16 protein-coding genes and 1 tRNA gene are annotated in these 17,782 nt (G+C 69.3%); 7 read left to right on the top strand and 10 right to left on the bottom strand.

Features of this window, described 5'->3' with window-relative positions:
• Positions 1-187: 187 nt before the first annotated feature.
• From OG594_RS00160 to OG594_RS00135, 6 genes are all read right to left on the bottom strand, one after another.
• Positions 188-4,192, bottom strand: coding sequence for an NACHT domain-containing NTPase (locus OG594_RS00160; protein WP_266594482.1), 4,005 nt, complete (start codon positions 4,190-4,192; stop codon positions 188-190).
• Positions 4,179-4,613 (bottom strand): DUF6375 family protein, encoded by a 435-nt coding sequence (locus OG594_RS00155; protein ID WP_266594481.1) that lies wholly within the window; start codon positions 4,611-4,613, stop codon positions 4,179-4,181. Before OG594_RS00155 ends, OG594_RS00160 begins: the two co-directional genes overlap by 14 nt.
• Positions 4,610-5,518, bottom strand: coding sequence for a radical SAM protein (locus tag OG594_RS00150; protein WP_266594480.1), 909 nt, complete (start codon positions 5,516-5,518; stop codon positions 4,610-4,612). The genes OG594_RS00155 and OG594_RS00150 overlap by 4 nt, the downstream gene beginning before the upstream one ends.
• 420 nt (positions 5,519-5,938) lie before the next feature.
• A tRNA-Pro gene (locus OG594_RS00145) sits at positions 5,939-6,012 on the bottom strand.
• Between the two features lie 39 nt (positions 6,013-6,051).
• Positions 6,052-6,759, bottom strand: coding sequence for a Pr6Pr family membrane protein (locus OG594_RS00140; RefSeq protein ID WP_266594479.1), 708 nt, complete (start codon positions 6,757-6,759; stop codon positions 6,052-6,054).
• A gap of 30 nt (positions 6,760-6,789) precedes the next feature.
• Entirely contained in the window at positions 6,790-7,728 is a 939-nt protein-coding gene (locus OG594_RS00135; RefSeq protein WP_266594478.1) for a metallophosphoesterase, read from the bottom strand.
• Positions 7,729-7,796: 68 nt separating this feature from the next.
• Here OG594_RS00135 and OG594_RS00130 point away from each other — a divergent pair, with 68 nt between their 5' ends.
• Positions 7,797-8,258 carry a GatB/YqeY domain-containing protein gene (locus OG594_RS00130; RefSeq protein WP_030009270.1) on the top strand — a complete coding sequence of 154 codons (462 nt, stop codon included), beginning with the start codon at positions 7,797-7,799 and terminating at the stop codon, positions 8,256-8,258.
• An 87-nt stretch (positions 8,259-8,345) separates the two neighbouring features.
• Here the strand turns inward: OG594_RS00130 and OG594_RS00125 are convergent, their stop codons facing one another.
• On the bottom strand, positions 8,346-10,670 hold the full coding sequence (locus OG594_RS00125) for a transglycosylase domain-containing protein (protein ID WP_266594477.1): 2,325 nt from the start codon (positions 10,668-10,670) through the stop codon (positions 8,346-8,348).
• Between the two features lie 385 nt (positions 10,671-11,055).
• Here OG594_RS00125 and OG594_RS00120 point away from each other — a divergent pair, with 385 nt between their 5' ends.
• A complete protein-coding gene (locus OG594_RS00120) occupies positions 11,056-11,406 on the top strand; it encodes a WhiB family transcriptional regulator (protein WP_030009547.1) in 351 nt (116 codons plus the stop codon).
• A 29-nt stretch (positions 11,407-11,435) separates the two neighbouring features.
• Here OG594_RS00120 and OG594_RS00115 read toward each other — a convergent pair whose 3' ends face one another.
• Both OG594_RS00115 and OG594_RS00110 read right to left on the bottom strand, forming a co-directional pair.
• Positions 11,436-12,776, bottom strand: a complete 1,341-nt coding sequence (locus OG594_RS00115; protein WP_266602485.1) for an ArsA family ATPase — start codon at positions 12,774-12,776, stop codon at positions 11,436-11,438.
• A 23-nt stretch (positions 12,777-12,799) separates the two neighbouring features.
• Positions 12,800-13,783 carry an ArsA-related P-loop ATPase gene (locus tag OG594_RS00110; RefSeq protein WP_266594476.1) on the bottom strand — a complete coding sequence of 328 codons (984 nt, stop codon included), beginning with the start codon at positions 13,781-13,783 and terminating at the stop codon, positions 12,800-12,802.
• Positions 13,784-14,002: 219 nt separating this feature from the next.
• Here OG594_RS00110 and OG594_RS00105 point away from each other — a divergent pair, with 219 nt between their 5' ends.
• The 5 genes from OG594_RS00105 to OG594_RS00085 all read left to right on the top strand — a co-directional run bounded on the left by OG594_RS00105 (position 14,003) and on the right by OG594_RS00085 (position 16,928).
• Positions 14,003-14,164, top strand: coding sequence for a DUF4177 domain-containing protein (locus OG594_RS00105; RefSeq protein WP_007264966.1), 162 nt, complete (start codon positions 14,003-14,005; stop codon positions 14,162-14,164).
• Entirely contained in the window at positions 14,161-14,631 is a 471-nt protein-coding gene (locus OG594_RS00100; RefSeq protein ID WP_266594475.1) for a RidA family protein, read from the top strand. The genes OG594_RS00105 and OG594_RS00100 overlap by 4 nt, the downstream gene beginning before the upstream one ends.
• A gap of 178 nt (positions 14,632-14,809) precedes the next feature.
• Positions 14,810-15,790 (top strand): NUDIX hydrolase, encoded by a 981-nt coding sequence (locus OG594_RS00095; protein WP_266594474.1) that lies wholly within the window; start codon positions 14,810-14,812, stop codon positions 15,788-15,790.
• Positions 15,787-16,632 (top strand): MBL fold metallo-hydrolase, encoded by an 846-nt coding sequence (locus OG594_RS00090; protein ID WP_266594473.1) that lies wholly within the window; start codon positions 15,787-15,789, stop codon positions 16,630-16,632. The genes OG594_RS00095 and OG594_RS00090 overlap by 4 nt, the downstream gene beginning before the upstream one ends.
• Positions 16,629-16,928 carry a hypothetical protein gene (locus OG594_RS00085; RefSeq protein ID WP_266594472.1) on the top strand — a complete coding sequence of 100 codons (300 nt, stop codon included), beginning with the start codon at positions 16,629-16,631 and terminating at the stop codon, positions 16,926-16,928. The genes OG594_RS00090 and OG594_RS00085 overlap by 4 nt, the downstream gene beginning before the upstream one ends.
• A gap of 28 nt (positions 16,929-16,956) precedes the next feature.
• Here OG594_RS00085 and OG594_RS00080 read toward each other — a convergent pair whose 3' ends face one another.
• Positions 16,957-17,763, bottom strand: coding sequence for a nucleotidyltransferase domain-containing protein (locus tag OG594_RS00080; protein ID WP_266594471.1), 807 nt, complete (start codon positions 17,761-17,763; stop codon positions 16,957-16,959).
• Positions 17,764-17,782: the final 19 nt, after the last annotated feature.

Genomic DNA, 17,782 nt, shown 5'->3' with positions numbered 1-17,782 from the left:
CGCCGTAGGTAGTGCCCAGCTTGGTCACTGCGCCTGCCGTGGGGCCGGGGCCGTCCTTCATCCGGCTTACGTAGTTCTCAGGCAGCAGGACGCGGTCCCCTACCACGAGGGGCTTGTTCCCGCGCCAGCGATACGTGTACCTGCTGACCTCCACGACTTGATGGCCGCCCACCTGGAGCATGACCCGTTAGTTCCCCGCACTGCGCTGATCCGCCCCGAGCATTCGGATGTGGCGCCACACATGCGCATAGCTGCGGTGCACCGTGCGAATCCAGGAAGGAACAGAGCTCCAGTCGGTGGCCACCTCGCGCTCGCCCCACGCCACCTGCATGATCCGGCGATCACCAGCGAAGGCTTCGACAAGATCACGGCGCAGGAAGAGCAGGTGGCCGCGCCAGGGCTTGTCCGCGCGGAGGACTGCGGAGGCGCGCTGGCCATCCAGGCCCACGAGGTCGACCGTGCCGGGCAGTTGGCGCAGACCGAACTTGGCAGCGAACTCGAACGACGGCACGTCAAAGCTTCCGCCGAGTCCGATCTCCGAAGCGCTGTCGGGGGCGAACTCCACAGCGATCTGGTCGAGCCCGATGCCGTCGTCCTGCCAGTCGCGACGCAGCGCTCGGTACGGGAAGACGCCTGAGGCATCGTCGTCGAGGGGCAGCTCGAACCGGGGGCTCCACGGCATCTCAGCGGCCAGCACGTTGCGGACCATCGGCAGGGGAGGGAAGAAGTGGTTTCCCGGATACTCGTGCTCCCTGGCGAGCTGTTGGGCGGGTTCCGCATTCTCCGGCTCCAGCAGGAGAGTCCGGAAGAACCCGAACACGGTCCGCCCGTCGTGACGGTGGTTCAAGTACCCCTCAACTAGGCACCAGCCGCCCTTCACTCCGTGGATCTCCTCGGGTGACCACAGCTGGTCTGGGACATCCACTGTCCCCGAGGTAAGCCAAGTCCGGTCGTCGGTCGGTTCCACGGGGGCCCACAGGGGAAGAGGCATGGGTGCCACCGGTGGCCTGTCGGGGAAGGTCGGGTCGATGTCGGGCATCAAGCGTTCTGCGTCGTCGAAGGAGGCCGGTGCGCGGCCCACATCCACGAGGCGGCCAATCATTTCGTGGTAGGCGATCCAGCCGTACTTCTTGCCGTACCGCTCCACCCTCCTCTTGGAGCTGTAAGACCGCTCGGCGTTCGCAGCAATGGACTGGTCAACGCTGCCGAATTCCGCCTCGCGCCAGCCCAGTTCCCAGACCCGGGCCATGACCTCGGCGCGGGCCCTGCGGTAGTCCGGGTGGGCGAAGTCGTAGTTGTTCCTGCCGTTGATGGCGGACCCGATGATGTAGTTCTCGAAGTCCATGCCGAAGGTGCGGGCGCACTCTTCGGCGTTGGGGTCGTCGTCCTCCATCACCTCAGCGGGCGCCACGGCAGCGAACCTAGGCGCGAAGGCGTCGATCTCGTCCGGGACGACGGCAGGGTGGAGAGCGCCGGCGAGTTCATAGGTGGCCCGTACGTGGCCGCGCAGTTGCTCATGGGAGGTAGGTGTGGTCCCGCCGTCGAGGAAGCGGCGCAGTTGCACTAGCCAGTCCCGCAGCGCGCCTTCGAGCGGTCCGCCGGGATCTGGCATCTGGTGGGCGCTGACGGCGCCGAACGCTGCGGCGACCACCCGTTCGACGACGTAAGGGTCATCGATATCGAGCATCCGGGTGGCGAGGTCGAACAGCCGCTTGGGTTCTGGCCGGCCGTAGCGCTGCAGGGCTTTCGTCGCCAGGTCCCGCAAGCTCGTGTCCGTGGAAGTCAGTAGCCAGGCGATGGCCAGTGCGTCCAGATCGTCGCTCTCGGCGCGATTGCTGTTTCCGGACCACCTGACGATTGCTCGTTCCAGGTCTGCTGTTAGCCGGCCTGGAGCCTGGCCTCGAGCCCATTCGGTCCAGCGCAGGTCACGTTCCGGAAGGGGCAGCTGGCGCAGGACGCGGTCGAGGAATACGGCATTCAGGCGGTGTGGGGCAGACCTGCGGATCTCCCACAGACGGCTGAAGGCTGGTCGGCCCTTCCGCTTGCTGGGATGCGCGGTAACGAGCGTGGTTGCGAGCACGTCGACGGTCTCGTCGTCGAGGAATTCCGACTCGGTGGTGAGTTCCTGGGCGAGCACCAACGAACGGTGCTCATCCGGGGCGACGCGCCACAGGTGGTGCCGGGTGAAACGGCGTGGCAGCAGTGAGATGAGACTGATGACGATGTCCTCGCCAAGGGGGTGCGCTTGGTCGCCCAGGAGGGACTGCCAGAGAGCTGTCTCCGCGAGCTGCTCGTTGACGTCCGCGGGGGGAATGCGCACCAGAACCGCGTCGGCGATCAAGTATCCAGCGAGGCGGTCAAAGACGAATCCGCACTCAGTGTCGTCGGAACCGCTGATCTCCTCGCGGAAGATCACTCCCTCCTCTACGAGGCGTCGGAGCAGGCTTTCGTCCCAGTTCGGCTGGTCAGCGTCGAGGATTGTTCGCGCTTCGTCGAACGGAAGCCGACGGACGTTGTGTGTCCACATGTGTCTCGCCAGAGACGTGAGGCGGCGCTGGATCTGGTCGGCCGGCACCGGGATGCGAGCCGGATCCTGGGCCAGCCGCTCGACCACGCCCTTGCGGTACAACTCGAAGACACCGATGAGAGACTGAGGCAGCGCCTCCACGCCCACAGGCACTCGCCGGTCGTGGTTTGCGGCCTCGCAATACATGCGGACGAAGAGCGGGTTGTGGAACTCTTCCATCGGTAGCCAGGCGTCAGCCGGGCTGATCAGGTAGTGACGGAAGTAGACGCGGAGGATGTCTTCGACTTCCGCGCGCTGCCACTCCAGTTCCAGGTGCACCGTGTCCTTCGGGAGGGCCTGGTCGGCGAGCGTCTCGCGGAGGGTGACGATCACCGCCACGTGGGGGTAGGCCCCCAGGGCAGGTGTCAGCCCGGCGAGGAGTGGCTTCCACTCCGAGGGCCGTTCGGCCTCGTTGAGGCCGTCGATGATCAACGGAATCCGGCAGCCGGCTCGGTGACCGGCTGAGTTGAGAGCTTCCAGCAGGTCCTCGAAGTAGTCGACCTTGAGTCCGGGGATCCTTCGCGCGAGGTCGTCGAGGGTACCGCCGGCGCGCAGGTTCCCTCCCTGGATGAAGACTCCTGCCGTGGGCTGGTCGCTTGGTGAGGTCACCTGCGCGGCAAGGTGCGTCTTGCCCTGTCCCGCGGCGGCGATGACGGCGAGCAGGGGGGCTTCGGTGTCCGCCCGCGTATCGTGCAGCCACTGGACGATGTCGCGGATCTCCGCGCCGAGACCGGTAACCAGCAGCGCTTCGGGCAGGCGACGCTGCCTCAGTTTGAGCACCAGGCGTCGCAGCGTTCGGGGAGAGGTTGCGGGCGGCCGCTGTGCGGCGAGGCGCTCGCGGACCTCCCAGGGCCGGAGGCTCCGTCCGGCGTCAAAGACCTCCCGCAGGTCGTCGACGAATCGGTCCAGGTCGTCGGCAATCTCTACGGCGTCTTGGCGGAAGGTGTTGTCGAGGCCGTCGATGGCTCCGCGCAGCGCCTGGATCCGGGCTGCGATGTCGTCGGTGCGCTCCTGCAGCCACCCGAACGACGCCGGGCGCAGCAAGGCCCGGTCGATGCGTTGCTCCACGTGGTGGGAGGTGTGCAGCTGTGGAGTCCACCGGGCCTCGATGGGTGCAACAGATCGCTTGTGGGCTTGCGCCAGTACGTCTGCGGTGAGGGCGAGTTCACCGAAGAAGGTGGAGCGGAGCTCGTCGTGTCCCGCGAGTTGTTCGTCGTAGTTCTCGGTGGACCAGAGTTTGACGCGGACCGCCTGCTGACCGAGTGCGTTGATCCACGTCTCGTCCTTCTTGGCGGGCCGCTCTGGAAGGCAGAGCACAAAGTCGGTCAGCCCTACGACGTGCTCGATAGCCTTAGAGAGCGAGTCCTCGATCTGCTTGCGCTGGTCTGCGCTGAGCTCATTCCTGTTGTTGAGGATGAACCACTTGCACGACCAACCCCAGACGCGGCCGGGGTCGCCGAGAGCACCGGCGTGGTCGACGTGCAGGTAGAACTCGACGCCGGGCTGGTTGCGGCGTTCCCGCATCGTGCCCAGCGCGCCATAGCGGCGGGAGACGATGGCCCGTGTGAGCGCTTCGAAGTTCCGGTCGGCGGCGCCGGGCAGACGTTCCAGCTCAGTCAGATCCACTGTCGCTCCGAGTGCTTGCATCCGACCGAGTGATCGCGTCCTCATCCCATTCGTGACGGGAGAAGATCTCGACTTTCGCACCGTAGTGGAGAAGCGCCTTCAGGAATCCCTGGACGTCGGACTCGTCGGTCCAGATCCGGACCGTCTCTCCGGTGCGGGTGACAGTGTGGTCAAAGGCGAAGACGTCGACGTCGTACCTCCCCATGTCGTACGCCTTCATTTCGGCGAGTGCTTCGCCGAGTTCGCGAGGCATGCGCTCGCCTGGGCTCTGCCAGTCGTCATCGGACCACGCGTTCTCGGCAAGAGCCTTCAGAGCCTCCATGCGCTCCTCTGCTGCCTTGGCACCGGTGACCGTCTGAAATCGGCCGATCAAGACCAGGTCCATCGAGTGCTCCGAGCCGTAGCCGTTCCAGATCCTCATCGTGCCTCCCTCAAGGCCTGCACGGCCTCCATGATGGAACTTCCGACTGGCAATCCCGTGGGCGCGTAGGCGTGAGGGCGCAGGACGCCGGCCGCGTCGACGTGCATGTGCGCGTCGAGGGGGTGCTCGCCTGGGACGGCCGTCGTCGTGGGCAGCGCAGCTTCGAGGCCGGTTCGGGAGATCGCGAGCCGAACCCCGTTCTTGGCGCTCGCGGCCCATTCGACGAGGTGCTGAGCGTGGGCGTCGCTGATGCCGGGAGTTGCCGCGGTCGGCTGCTCCGGCAGAAGGAGGAGTTCCGACGCGCCTACCTTGTCGGCGAACTCGGCGAGGTCATCGAGTTCGTCGACCGTGTCGGCATTGATGACGGCGTTGATGCCGAACGGGGCGAGGGAGCCGAGCAACGCGGCCGCCTGGACCACGGCCGCGAACGGTCGGCCGCGGAGCCGTTCGTAGGTGGCTCCGACCCCGTCGACTGACAGGCGGACGAAGTGCACGGCCCCGCGCAGGGATTCGATGAGTTCGGGTGTGAGCCGGTGCCCATGAGTCGTGAAGGTCACCGCCATAGACGTGGACTGGGCTATGTCCGCACACAGCTGGGCGAACCTTCTGTACGCGGTCGGTTCTCCTCCTCCGAAGCCGACACCGAGGCACCCGGCAGCATCCAGTTCGATCGCCCAGGCCAGCACACGCTCCCTGTCGAGAGCGGCGGCGTGCTTGGGTGCATAGCAGTAGGCGCAGCGGAGTTCGCAGGCGTTAGTCAGCGCGACGGACAGGTACCGGGGAGCCCGGGAGAATTGAGCAGCGGGAACGAGGATCTCGTCGAGCAGAACGTTCACTCCCGAGACGCGGTCGAACAGGTGTACACCAGCTGCGGACAGGCGAATCTTGCACGTCACCGACAGCATGATGCCACCGCATCCCGTCATACCGGGAGGGGTCGCGCATGGTGCCGTGCCCGCACTGGGGCATCGGGCGCGTTGTGACTGAGCGCAGCACTGTGAGGGTGCCACGACGACAACCAGCGTCAAGGTGGAGCGGCTGTAGGAATGACGGTTGAGGTCCTTGATGCGGTCGGCCATGGGGACCGTGCCCTGCGCATGCGCCCCTATAGATCCAACTGGCCGGCCCGGCCGACTCCGGGGGCCGCATTCGCGAACGCGCAGGTCCGAGTGGGCTCAGCCGCCGCACTTCAGACGGCCTCACCGGTTACCCCTTGGGAGAAGCCGACCAAGATCTTCTCCCAGATTTCTCCCAAACGATCACCTGAGACGCAGGAAGGGCCTGACCCGCGATGCGGATCAAGCCCTTGACCTGGTCTTACGAAGTCGGGGTGGCGGGATTTGAACCCACGACCTCTTCGTCCCGAACGAAGCGCGCTGCCAAGCTGCGCTACACCCCGATCGCCGCCTTGCAGCACTTGCTGTCCTGGCGACATCGATTACTTTAGCGGACCTCTCGCCGGAGACGAAATCCGGTTTTCGCGGAGTGGTCGCGGGGCCAGGGGAGGCGTCGGGCGGAAGCGGTCCGCCGCGACCAGGGCGAGGCCGAGTGCGGAGAAGGCCGCGCCCAGGACCAGCGCGTTCAGGGCCACGTGGGCGTAGCCGTACCGGGCCGCGTCGATGAAGGGGTACGTGTACCGGCGCGCGGTGCCGGGGGCCAGGAGGGCGCCGCGGAGCAGGGCGAAGGTCACGTACGCCAGCGGGTAGGCCAGCCACAGGGCGGCGTGGCGCGGGCGCAGGGTGCGCGGGGCCGTCAGGAGGAGGAAGTCCAGGAGGGCGCCGGCCGGGGTGACCGTGTGGAGGAGCTGGTTGGCCACGGCCCGCGCGCCGGTCAGCCGGTCGAGGTCCGCGACCGCGTTGAAGGGGCTGGAGGGGTTGGCGAGGACCAGGTGGAAGGCGAGCCCGGTGATCAGGATGAAGAGGAGGGCCCCGCCCCGGTAGAGGGGAGCGACGTCGGGCCGGCGCCGCCAGGCGCGCGCGGCGGACAGCCCGAGGACGACCGCGACCAGGACGTTCGTCCAGATCGTGAAGTAGCTCAGGACGACGGGCACGCTGCCGTACGCGCAGTCGACGGCCACCCCCACCACGGCCGCCGCGGAGATCAGGCCGCGGAACACCACCGGGACGAGGCGCGACGGGGCGGTCATCCCGGCAGCGTATTACCCCTTTTACCCCTTCTATCCCTTCGGGGTCAGCGTCAGGAGCGTCGCCTCCGGCGGGCACGCGAAGCGGACCGGCGTGAACCGGTTGGTGCCGCAGCCGGCCGAGACGTGCAGGTACGCGCGATGGCCCGCCGCCTCGTGCGTGGAGAGCCCCTTCACCCGCTTCGTGTCCAGGTCGCAGTTGGTGACGAGAGCCCCGTAGAAGGGGATGCACAGCTGTCCGCCGTGGGTGTGGCCCGCGAGGATCAGCGGGTACCGGTCGGCCGTGAAGGACTCCAGGACGCGCAGGTACGGGGCGTGCACCACCGCCATCGAGAAGTCCGCGTCCGCCTCCGGGCCGCCGGCGACGCTCGCGTAGCGGTCCCGCTTGATGTGCGGGTCGTCGAGCCCGGTGAAGGCCAGCTCCAGGCCGTCCAACTTCAGCCGCGCCCGGGTGTTGGTGAGGTTCAGCCAGCCGGCCGCGTCGAAGGCGTCCCGCATTTCCTCCCACGGGTTGTGGACGGCACCGACGACCGGCTTGTTGCCGTTCAGCCCGTGCCGGCCCTGCGCCTTCTCGAGCAGGTAGCGCCCGGGGTTGCGCAGCCGCGGCCCGTAGTAGTCGTTCGACCCGAAGACGTACACGCCCGGGAAGGACATCAGGGGGCCCAGCGCGTCGAGCAGCTCGGGGATGCCTTCGGTGTCGGAGAGGTTGTCGCCGGTGTTCACGACGAAGTCGGGGCGCAGGCCGGCCAGGGACTGCAGCCAGGCACGTTTCTTGCGCTGTCCGCCGACCATGTGGATGTCGGACACCTGGAGCACGCGCAGCGGGCGCATCCCCTGGGGAAGGACAGGCACCGTGACCCGGCGCAGGCGGAAGGACCGCGCCTCGAAACCGGCGGCATAGGCCACACCTGCGGCCCCCACCGCAGCGATTCCGGCAGCCGCCTTCAGGGGTACTCCGTAACGCGCACGCATGGACCCATCGTCGCAGACCCGGAAAACAGGTGAGCGCCACTGCCCCCGCACCTGGCAGACTCACCTGCATGACCACGCTCAAGGCCAAGCTCCAGGAAGACCTCACGACCGCCATCAGGGCGCGCGACGAGCTGCACTCGTCCACGCTGCGCCTGACCCTCTCCGCCATCACCAAGGAGGAGGTCGCGGGCAAGGAGGCACGCGTGCTCTCCGACGAGGAAGTCCTCAAGGTGATCGCCAAGGAGGCCAAGAAGCGCCGCGAGGCCGCCGAGGCCTTCGCCCAGGGCGGCCGTCCCGAGCAGGCCGCGCGCGAGACCGCGGAGGGCGAGTTCCTCGACACGTACCTGCCCAAGCAGCTCAGCGACGACGAGCTCGTGGCGATCGTGGCGGCGGCCGTCGAGGAGGCCAAGGCCGCGGGTGCCGAGGGGCCGCGTGCCATGGGCGCCGTCATGAAGATCGTGAACCCGAAGGTCGCCGGGCTGGCGGAGGGCGGGCGGGTCGCCGCCGTCGTCAAGCAGCAGCTCTCGTAGGACCGCGGAGCGAAAAAGAGGGGAGGGCCCCGGCCGGTGTCGGCCGGGGCCCTCCCCTTCTTCGTGTGCAGTGCTGCGCGCCGACCGTTACTGGTCGTCGCGGCCGCCGATCATTCCGGCGGTGTTCGGGTCGATCGAGATCCCGGGGAACGGGGGCTGGGGCTGGACGTCGCCCGTGGCGCCCGTGGCACCCCCGTTGTTCCCGTTGTTCCCGCCGGTCTGACCGCCGGTCTGGCCGCCGGGCCGGCCGCCGGGCTTGCCGTCACCGCCGGGCTTGCCGGGCCGGGTCGGGGTCGTGGGCGGCTTGTTGCCGCGCGGGCCGCCGGAGGGGACGGTCGGCTCCGGGATGCCGACCGTGACGAAGTTCCCCGACTCGCGCCCGGAGAGCGCGCCGCTGACCGCGTCCTTCCAGATCGGGCCGGGCAGACCGCCACCGAAGACCTTTTCGAAGGGCTTGCCGCCGATCACGATGTTCTCCATCGTGATCTTCTTCGCGCCGCCCGAGCCGACCCACACCGCGCCGGAGACGTTCGGCGTGTAGCCGACGAACCAGGCGTTGTAGCGGGAGTCGGTCGTACCGGTCTTGCCGGCGCTGTCGCGGTCGCTCAGACCGGCCCGCTCACCGGTACCGGAGTCGACCACTCCGCGCAGCAGGGTGTTGATGGTGTCGGCCGTCTCGGTGGACATCGCCCGGTCGCACTTGGACTTCGGCACCGCGAGCGCCTTGCCGTGTGCGTCGGTGATCGACTCGATGGCGACGGGCGTGCAGTGGACACCGCGGTTGGCGAAGGTCGCGTACGCGTTGGCCATCGTCAGCGGGGAGAGCTCGGCGGAGCCGAGGGCGATCGACGGTGCCTCGGGGAGCTTGGAGCCGTCGGCCGGGACCACGCCGAGCTTCTGCGTCATCTCCGTCACCGGGCAGAGGCCGATCTCGCCGATCATCTCGACGAAGTACGTGTTGATGGACTTCTCCATCGCCGTCCGCAGCGCGTACGGACCGATCTCGTCCTCGGTCTCGTTCTTCGCCGTCTGGATCTTGCCGTCGATCGGCAGGTTCAGCCACTGCGTGCCGTCGCACTTGGAGATCGGCGTCGGATAGTCGATCTTGTTCGGCGCCTGGTACACCTTGGTCGGCGGCATGCCCCGCTCTATGGCGGCTGCCGCGATGAACGGCTTGAAGGTCGAGCCGACCTGGAAGCCGAAGTTCGAGCCGCCCATCCGCTTGTCCACGGAGTAGTTGATCTGCGTCTCGTTCTTCCCGAAGCCGTACGGCTTGGACTGACCCATCGCCAGCACCCGGCCGGTACCCGGCTGGACCATGGTCACGGCCGTCGCGATCGAGTCCTCCTGGTAGACGTGGTCCTTGATCGACTCGTTGGCCGCGTCCTGTGACTGGGGGTCCAGGGTCGTGCGTACCGTCAGGCCGCCCTGGTTCCAGATCTTCGCCCGCTCCTCGCGCGTCTTGCCGAAGGCCGGGTCGGTCAGGAAGGTGTTGCGCACGTAGTCGCAGAAGAAGCCCGCGCCCTTGACGGCGGTGATGCAGCCGTTCTTCGGCTTGGTCACCTTGAGGGTGACCGGCTTCGCCTTCGCCGCGTCCGCCTCCGCCTGCGAGACGTCCTTGGTGTCGGCCATCCGCTGCAGGACGACGTTGCGGCGCTTCGTCGCCTCCTGGTTGTCGTTCACCGGGTCGTACCGGCTCGGCGACTGCACGACGCCCGCGAGCAGCGCGGACTCCTCCAGCGTCAGGTCCTTGGCCGGCTTGCTGAAGTAGCGCTGGGCGGCGGATTCGATTCCGTACGCCTGCTGCCCGAAGTAGGTGATGTTGAGGTAGTTCTCGAGGATCTTCTTCTTCCCGAGCTCCTCCTCGACCTGGATCGAGTACTTCAGCTCGCGGATCTTGCGGCCGAGGCTCTTCTCCTGGGCCTCGCGCACCTTGGTCTCGTCGTCGCCGGCCTCTTCGACGAACACGTTCTTCACGTACTGCTGGGTGAGGGTGGAGGCGCCCTGTGCGGCGCCGCCCTCCTGTGCGTTGCGGTTGACCGCGCGCAGGATGCCCTTGAGGTCGACCGCACCGTGCTCGTAGAAACGCGAGTCCTCGATGGCGACGATCGCCTTCTGCATGTACGGGGAGATCGCCGTGAGCGGGACCACTTGACGGTCGCGTGAATAGATGGTGGCGATCGAGGCACCCTCGGCGTCCAGAATCGTGGTCCGCTGGCTCAGTGGCGGAGTCTTGAGATTGGCCGGGATCTCATCGAACCCCTCGACCGTCCCCTTGGCCGCCAGGCCCAGGGCGCCTGCGGCCGGAATCGCCATGCCGGCCAGTACAACCCCGGAGAGGACGGACACTCCGAGGAACTTGGCGGCCTGCTGGCTCCCCGTGAGCCCGCCGCCCGAGCGCTTCTTTCCCATAGGGGGCAGCCTACGTTCTCATTCGCCGGACACACGCGAATGCCTTGGCCTAAGCTGTCCCCAACTGTCACAGCAGTGTGGTGCGACATCAACCCCTCGGCTTGATTTTCACCCTTCCCGAACGGGGTGGACGTATGTCCGAATCTTGCCCCTCTGCTGAAGTCCAACCGACGATTACACCCGAATTGCCGCAATGGTCGGGCATGTCGCCGGATCACTCCGTCGGGTGATCTGCCGCTTACCCATAGTCCGTTCGGACCATTCAAGATTGGGCCCGTCGGGGGTGTTGCACTGTGCCCGCCTTCCGTAACGTCCTCAACTGGCAGCGGTGAATATGCCGCTACCGCCGTGGGGGAGCCTCGATTCGGGAGAGGACGGCGCCGGGATGGGCTGGGTTACCGACTGGAGTGCGCAGGCAGCCTGCCGCACTACCGATCCGGATGAACTATTCGTTCAAGGAGCGGCACAGAACAGGGCCAAGGCGGTGTGCACCGGATGTCCGGTGCGGACCGAGTGCCTGGCCGACGCGCTCGACAATCGTGTCGAGTTCGGAGTATGGGGCGGAATGACCGAGCGGGAACGACGTGCGCTGCTGCGCCGGCGTCCCACCGTCACCTCGTGGCGACGGCTGCTCGAAACCGCACGTACGGAGTACGAGCGCAGTACGGGCATCCTCACCATGGATGCAGACGCGGAGATCGACGTGTCGTACGAGACATACGCGGCAGCCGGGTAGACCACACGGCCGCCACGACGTACGAACGCCTACGCTCCGGCCGGTACCCCGGCCGCGAGTCGTTCTCCGATGGCCCGTAGCCCGGCGAGGTCGTGCACATCGCCGGGCAGGGCGGCCACTTCAGCCACCGCCACTTCGGGGTGCAGTGAGGTGAACCGATCGCGTGTGCGCTGCTCACGCGCGATCACCTGCATGCGTTCGGCGTGCAGGCGCAGCAGTCCTGCCGTGATCCGGTCGACGACCGCGGTATCGCCTTCGGTGCCGGGGGAGCCTGTCTCGGGAGGGTTCGCGGTCCGGGTGGTGCGTGTGGTCCGTGCGCTGTGTGCGGTCCGCGCAGTATCGGCGGACCCGGCGGTCTCGGCAGTTTCAGTGGGCTCGGTGGCTTCCGCGCCCGAGTCACGAAGTCCAGCTTTCCCGGACTCCTGATCGACAATGCCGCCTTCTTCAAGATTCTCTGCGGCGGCCAACGCCCGCTCGGCGGACAGCTGGTCGGCGCCACTGCCGTGCACCCGGTTCAGTACCAGGCCGGCCAGCGGCATCTTCTCCGCGGCCAGCCGTTCCACGAAGTACGCCGCCTCGCGCAGGGCGTCCGCCTCGGGCGCGGCGACCACCAGGAAGGCCGTGCCGGGAGCCTGGAGCAGTCGGAAGGTCGCGTCCGCGCGCGTGCGGAAGCCGCCGAACATCGTGTCCATCGCGGCCACGAAGGTCTGGACGTCCTTCAGCAGCGAGGCCCCCATCAGCTTGCTGAGGGTGCCGGTCATCATCGACATGCCGACGTTCAGGAACTTCATCCCGGCCCGGCCGCCCACCTTCGCCGGAGCCATCAGCACCCGGATGAACTTCCCGTCCAGGAAGGACCCGAGGCGCTTCGGCGCGTCCAGGAAGTCCAGCGCGGACCGGCTCGGCGGAGTGTCGACGATGATCAGGTCCCAGTCGTCCCGGGCCCGCAGCTGCCCGAGCTTCTCCATTGCCATGTACTCCTGCGTGCCCGCGAAGCCGGCCGACAGGGACTGGTAGAAGGGGTTGGCGAGGATGGCCCGGGCCCGCTCGGCGTCCGCGTGCGCCTCGACGATCTCGTCGAAGGTCCGCTTCATGTCCAGCATCATGGCGTGGAGTTCACCGCCCCCCGCCCCGACGGTCCCCACCTTCCGCGGGGTGTTGTCCAGCGAGTCGATCCCCATCGACTGCGCGAGCCGCCGCGCCGGGTCGATGGTGAGCACGACGGCCTTGCGCCCGCGCCCGGCCGCCCGTACGCCGAGCGCCGCGGCCGTGGTGGTCTTGCCGACCCCGCCCGCCCCGCAGCACACGATGATCCGGGTCTCCCGGTCGTCCAACAGCCGGTCGACCGCCAGCCGCGGCGGAGTGTCCATGCTCACGGTGTCCACCCCCTCGCTCATTCGGCCACCGACTGCTTCCGCAGTTCCTTGGCCAGCGCGTACAGCCCGGCCAGATCCATCCCCGCCCCGAGCAGGGGCAGTTCGTACGTCGGCAGGTCCAGCCCCGCCAGTACGGCGCGCTGCGCCCGCTCCAGCTCCACCCGGCCCGCGTGCTCGGCCGCCTGTCTGAGCAGCGGGTCCACCAGCCGCTCGGCCAGCCCGCCGCGCCGGGCGCCGCCGAGGCCCGCCCGGGACAGCGACTTCGCCACCTCGGCGCGGTGGTCGCCGGCCGCGGTGCGCAGGGTGTCCTCGTCCAGATGGTGCGGCCGGACCATGTTCACGACGACCCGCCCGACGGGCAGTCCGGCCTCGCGCAGTTCCTCGATGCCGTCCGCGGTCTCCTGGACGGGCATCTCCTCCAGGAGGGTGACCAGGTGCACCGCGGTCTCGGGGGACTTGAGGACCTTCATGACGGCCTGGGCCTGGTTGTGGATCGGCCCGAACCGGGCCAGGCCCGCCACTTCGTCGTTGACGTTCAGGAACCGGGTGATGCGCCCGGTCGGTGGCGCGTCCATGATCACGTGGTCGTAGACGTAGCGGCCCGTCTTGTCCTTGCGCCGCACCGCCTCGCACGCCTTGCCGGTCAGCAGCACGTCGCGCAGCCCGGGGGCGATGGTCGTCGCGAAGTCGATGGCGCCGAGCTTCTTGAGCGCGCGGCCGGCCGAGCCGAGCTTGTAGAACATCTGGAGGTAGTCCAGCAGCGCCCGTTCGGCGTCGATGGCGAGCGCGTAGACCTCACCGCCCCCGCCGGGCGCCACGGCGATCTTCCGCTCCTCGTAGGGGAGCGCCTCGGCGCCGAAGAGCTGCGCGAGCCCTTGCCTGCCCTCGACCTCCACCAGAAGAGTCCGTCCGCCCTCGCGCGCGAGGGCAAGCGCGAGTGCTGCGGCGACCGTGGTCTTGCCGGTGCCGCCCTTGCCGCTGACCACCTGGAGCCTGCTCACAGCGTCCGAGCCTAATTCCTCGGGTTCGACTCCGGTGGTGCCGGGTGGTTCTGCCGGAGTGTTCGGGGGTGAGCTCCGTTACGTTCGACCCGGATCGGCCCCGTCCGGGCTCCGTCCGGGCCCCGTTCGGGTCGGCGCGGCGCCTGCTCGGGTGAGGTGTCCGACCGGCGGTTCCGGGGGCGGCATGCGCCCCGCGCTCCAGGCACTACCCTCGCTCCCATGACCAAGAAGTTCGAATACGCGACGGTCCCGCTGCTGGTTCACGCCACCAAGCAGATCCTGGACACCTGGGGCGAGGACGGCTGGGAGCTCGTCCAGGTCGTGCCCGGCCCGAACAACCCCGAGCAGCTCGTGGCCTACCTCAAGCGGGAGAAGGCATGAGTGCCGTAGAGGCGAAGCTGGCCGAGCTCGGCCTGACGCTCCCGGGCGTCGTCCCGCCGCTGGCCGCGTACCAGCCCGCCGTGCGGTCGGGCTCGTACGTCTTCACCGCGGGCCAGCTCCCGATGGTCAAGGGCAGCATGCCGATCACCGGCAAGGTCGGCGCCGAGGTCTCGCCGGAGCAGGCCAAGGAGCTGGCGGCGGTCTGCGCGCTGAACGCCCTGGCCGCCGTCAAGTCCGTCGTCGGTGACCTCGACAAGATCGCGCGTGTCGTGAAGGTCGTCGGCTTCATCGCCTCCGCCCCCGACTTCACGGCCCAGCCGGGCGTGCTGAACGGTGCGAGCGAGCTGCTCGGCGAGGTCCTCGGCGAGAAGGGCGTCCACGCCCGCAGCGCGGTCGGCGTGGCGGTCCTGCCGCTGGACGCCCCGGTCGAGGTCGAGATCCAGGTGGAGCTGGTCGCCGGAGCCTGACCCCTCGGGGTGGGTTCCGCCGGGACGGGCCGGGTCGCGCACCGCGCGGTCCCGTCCCGTCCCGCGTGCTTCCCCGGCGGCCGGATCGCCGGTGCCGGCCCCGCGTGTCCGCCACCGTGTCGGCCGCCCGTGACGGGGGACCCTCGAACATCGGGCCGGATGGCCGTAGCATCCGGCCATGCCGAATGGTCAGCATGGTCAGCAGCAGCCCCCCGCCGGAGGCCAGTGGTACCCGCCGGAGTGGCCCGACCGCATCCGCGCGCTCGCGGCCGGCTCGCTCGTCCCGGTGGAGCCGCGGCGCGCCGCCACCGTGATGCTCCTGCGCGACACCCCCGACGGCCCCGCCGTGCACATGCTGCGCAGGCGGGCCTCCATGGCCTTCGCCGGGGGCGCGTACGCCTATCCGGGCGGCGGGGTCGATCCCCGCGACGAGGAGCACCAGGTCGGCTGGGCCGGCCCCTCCCGCGAGGACTGGGCGGCCCGGCTCGGGACCGACCCCCTGACCGCCCAGGCCATCGTCTGCAGTGCCGTACGGGAGACCTTCGAGGAGGCGGGCGTCCTGCTCGCCGGGCAGACCCCGGACGAGATCGTCGGTGACACCACCGGCGACGACTGGGAGGTCGACCGGCAGGCCCTCGTGGCGCGGGAGCTGTCCTTCGCGGAGTTCCTCGACCGTCGCGGCCTGCGGCTGCGTTCCGACCTGCTCGGGGCCTGGGCACGCTGGATCACCCCCGAGTTCGAGCCGCGCCGTTACGACACCTGGTTCTTCGTCGCCGCCCTCCCCGAGGGCCAGCGCACCCGCAACGCCTCCACCGAGGCCGACCGGACCGTGTGGATCCGCCCGACCGACGCGGCCGCCGGATACGACAAGGGCGAGCTGCTGATGATGCCGCCGACCATCTCCACGCTGCGGTCGCTGGAGCCGTACGGGAGCGCCGCGGGCGCGCTCGCCGCAGCGGCCCGGCAGGACCTCGCCCCGGTGCTGGCCCAGGCCACGCTGGAGGACGGCGAGCTCGTGCTCAGCTGGCCGGGGCACGACGAGTTCACCAAGCGCGTCCGCCCCGGAAGCCCCGCGGGTCCCACGGAACCCGCAGGTTCCACAGATCCCGAAGGTCCCACGGATCCCGCCGATCCCGCAGCTCCCGGAGGCCCCGCATGACCGACGCCGCCGCACTGCCCGGCCAGCCCCGCGGAGTGGTCACCTCCGGGCCGGCGACCGCCCGCGCGGTGAACGTCCTGGCTCCCAACGCCTCCGCGATGACCCTCGACGGCACCAACACCTGGCTGGTGTCCGAGCCCGGTTCCGACCTCGCCGTCGTGATCGATCCCGGCCCGCTGGACGAGGTACACCTGAGGGCGGTCATCGCCACCGCCGAGCAGGCGGGCAAGCGGATCGCCCTCACCCTGCTCACCCACGGCCACCCGGACCACGCCGAGGGCGCGGGCCGCTTCGCCGAGCTCACCCGTACGAAGGTCCGCGCCCTGGACCCGGCGCTGCGCCTCGGTGACGAGGGCCTGGCCGCGGGGGACGTGATCCGGACCGGCGGGTTGGAGCTGCGCGTAGTACCGACCCCCGGCCACACCAGCGACTCGCTCTGTTTCCACCTGCCCGCCGACCGGGCCGTGCTGACCGGCGACACCATCCTGGGCCGCGGCACCACCGTCGTCGCCCACCCCGACGGCCGTCTCGGCGACTACCTGGACTCCCTGCGCCGCCTGCGCTCGCTGACGGTGGACGACGGGGTGCACACCGTCCTGCCGGGCCACGGGCCGGTCCTGGAGGACGCGCAGGGCGCCGTCGAGTTCTACCTGGCCCACCGCGCGCACCGGCTCGCCCAGGTCGAGACCGCCGTCGAGAACGGCTGCCTGACCCCGGAGGCGGTCGTCGCCCAGGTCTACGCGGACGTGGACCGCTCCTTGTGGCCGGCCGCGGAGTGGTCCGTCCGGGCGCAGCTGGAGTACCTTCAAGATCACGGACTGATCCCGGGAGGGCCCGAATGAACACCGTGTTCTTGCTGGTCGTGTTGGTCGCGACGGCCGGATGGATCACTTCGACGGTGACGCTCCGGGTGCAGAGCCTGCAGAACAAGGCCGACCGCATGGAGCGCCGCCTGGCCCTGGTGCTGGACCACTTCGGCATCGAGGAACCGGAGCCGGCCGGGATGGACGAGGTACGGGCCCATCTGAGGGCCGACCGGCACATCTCGGCGATCAAGGAATACCGGCGGATCACCGGCGCGGGCCTGGCGGAGGCCAAGCTGGCCGTCGACGCCCTCGCCGCAGCCGAGAAGGTCTGAGCCGGCCCGGGGCCGGCGCCCACGACGCTCAGCCCCGGCGGGGCGTCTTCGTCCCGTGCCGGGCCGTGTACTCGTCCGCCAGCCACGGCCCGAGGTCCTCGACGTAACCGCGCAGCACCTCCGGGTCCGCGACGGGATCCAGTGCGACGGCGGCCGCGGCCTCCACCTGTGCCGCGCGTTCCGGGTAGTACATGCCGAAGATCTCCGCGGATTCGCCGAGGTCGCTGGTCCAGCCGCCCCATCGCGGCATGACCAGCGTGAAGGCGGTGCGCACCAGGTGCCGGGAGAAGTGGCGGCTCAGCTTCCGGTACTCCTGCGGGGTCGACGCCTCCCGCACCCGCGTCCGCCACGCGGGCAGCAGGTCGGCCAGGTCGCCGTTGGTCTCGCGGGCGAGCAGGCTGTCCGGCCGGTAGCGCGGCAGGTGCTCGGCCAGGTCCGCGCCGAGCAGCGGGGTGCACAGGCAGGCGAGGAACCAGCCCATGTCGAATCGTTCCGCCTCGCTCAGCACGGCGACCTTGTCCTGGAGCAGGATGCCGACCCCGTCGACCTCGGGGAAGTCCTCGTCGAGCCCGCGGGCGAGCACCTCGGCGGTGTCCCGGTCCTCCTCGGAGGGCTCGTGGTGCAGTACGAGCAGCAGGTCCAGGTCCGACCGCCCGGGCCGGGCCGACCCGCGCGGCACTGACCCGTAGAGGTACGCGCTGTGCAGCCGTCGGCCGTACGCCTCGCCGGTCCGGGCCCGCGCGGCCGCAACGAGGCCCTTGAACTCGCCCTGTACGCGACCGAGGGACCCCTCTCGCTCGAAGTACCCGTACGCGTCCAGCCCTCTGTGCTCCATGGCTCCACTGTGCCTGGCT

This window comes from Streptomyces sp. NBC_01214, from assembly GCF_026340975.1.
Classification (GTDB): domain Bacteria; phylum Actinomycetota; class Actinomycetes; order Streptomycetales; family Streptomycetaceae; genus Streptomyces.
This window is presented reverse-complemented; position numbering and strand designations above follow the sequence as displayed.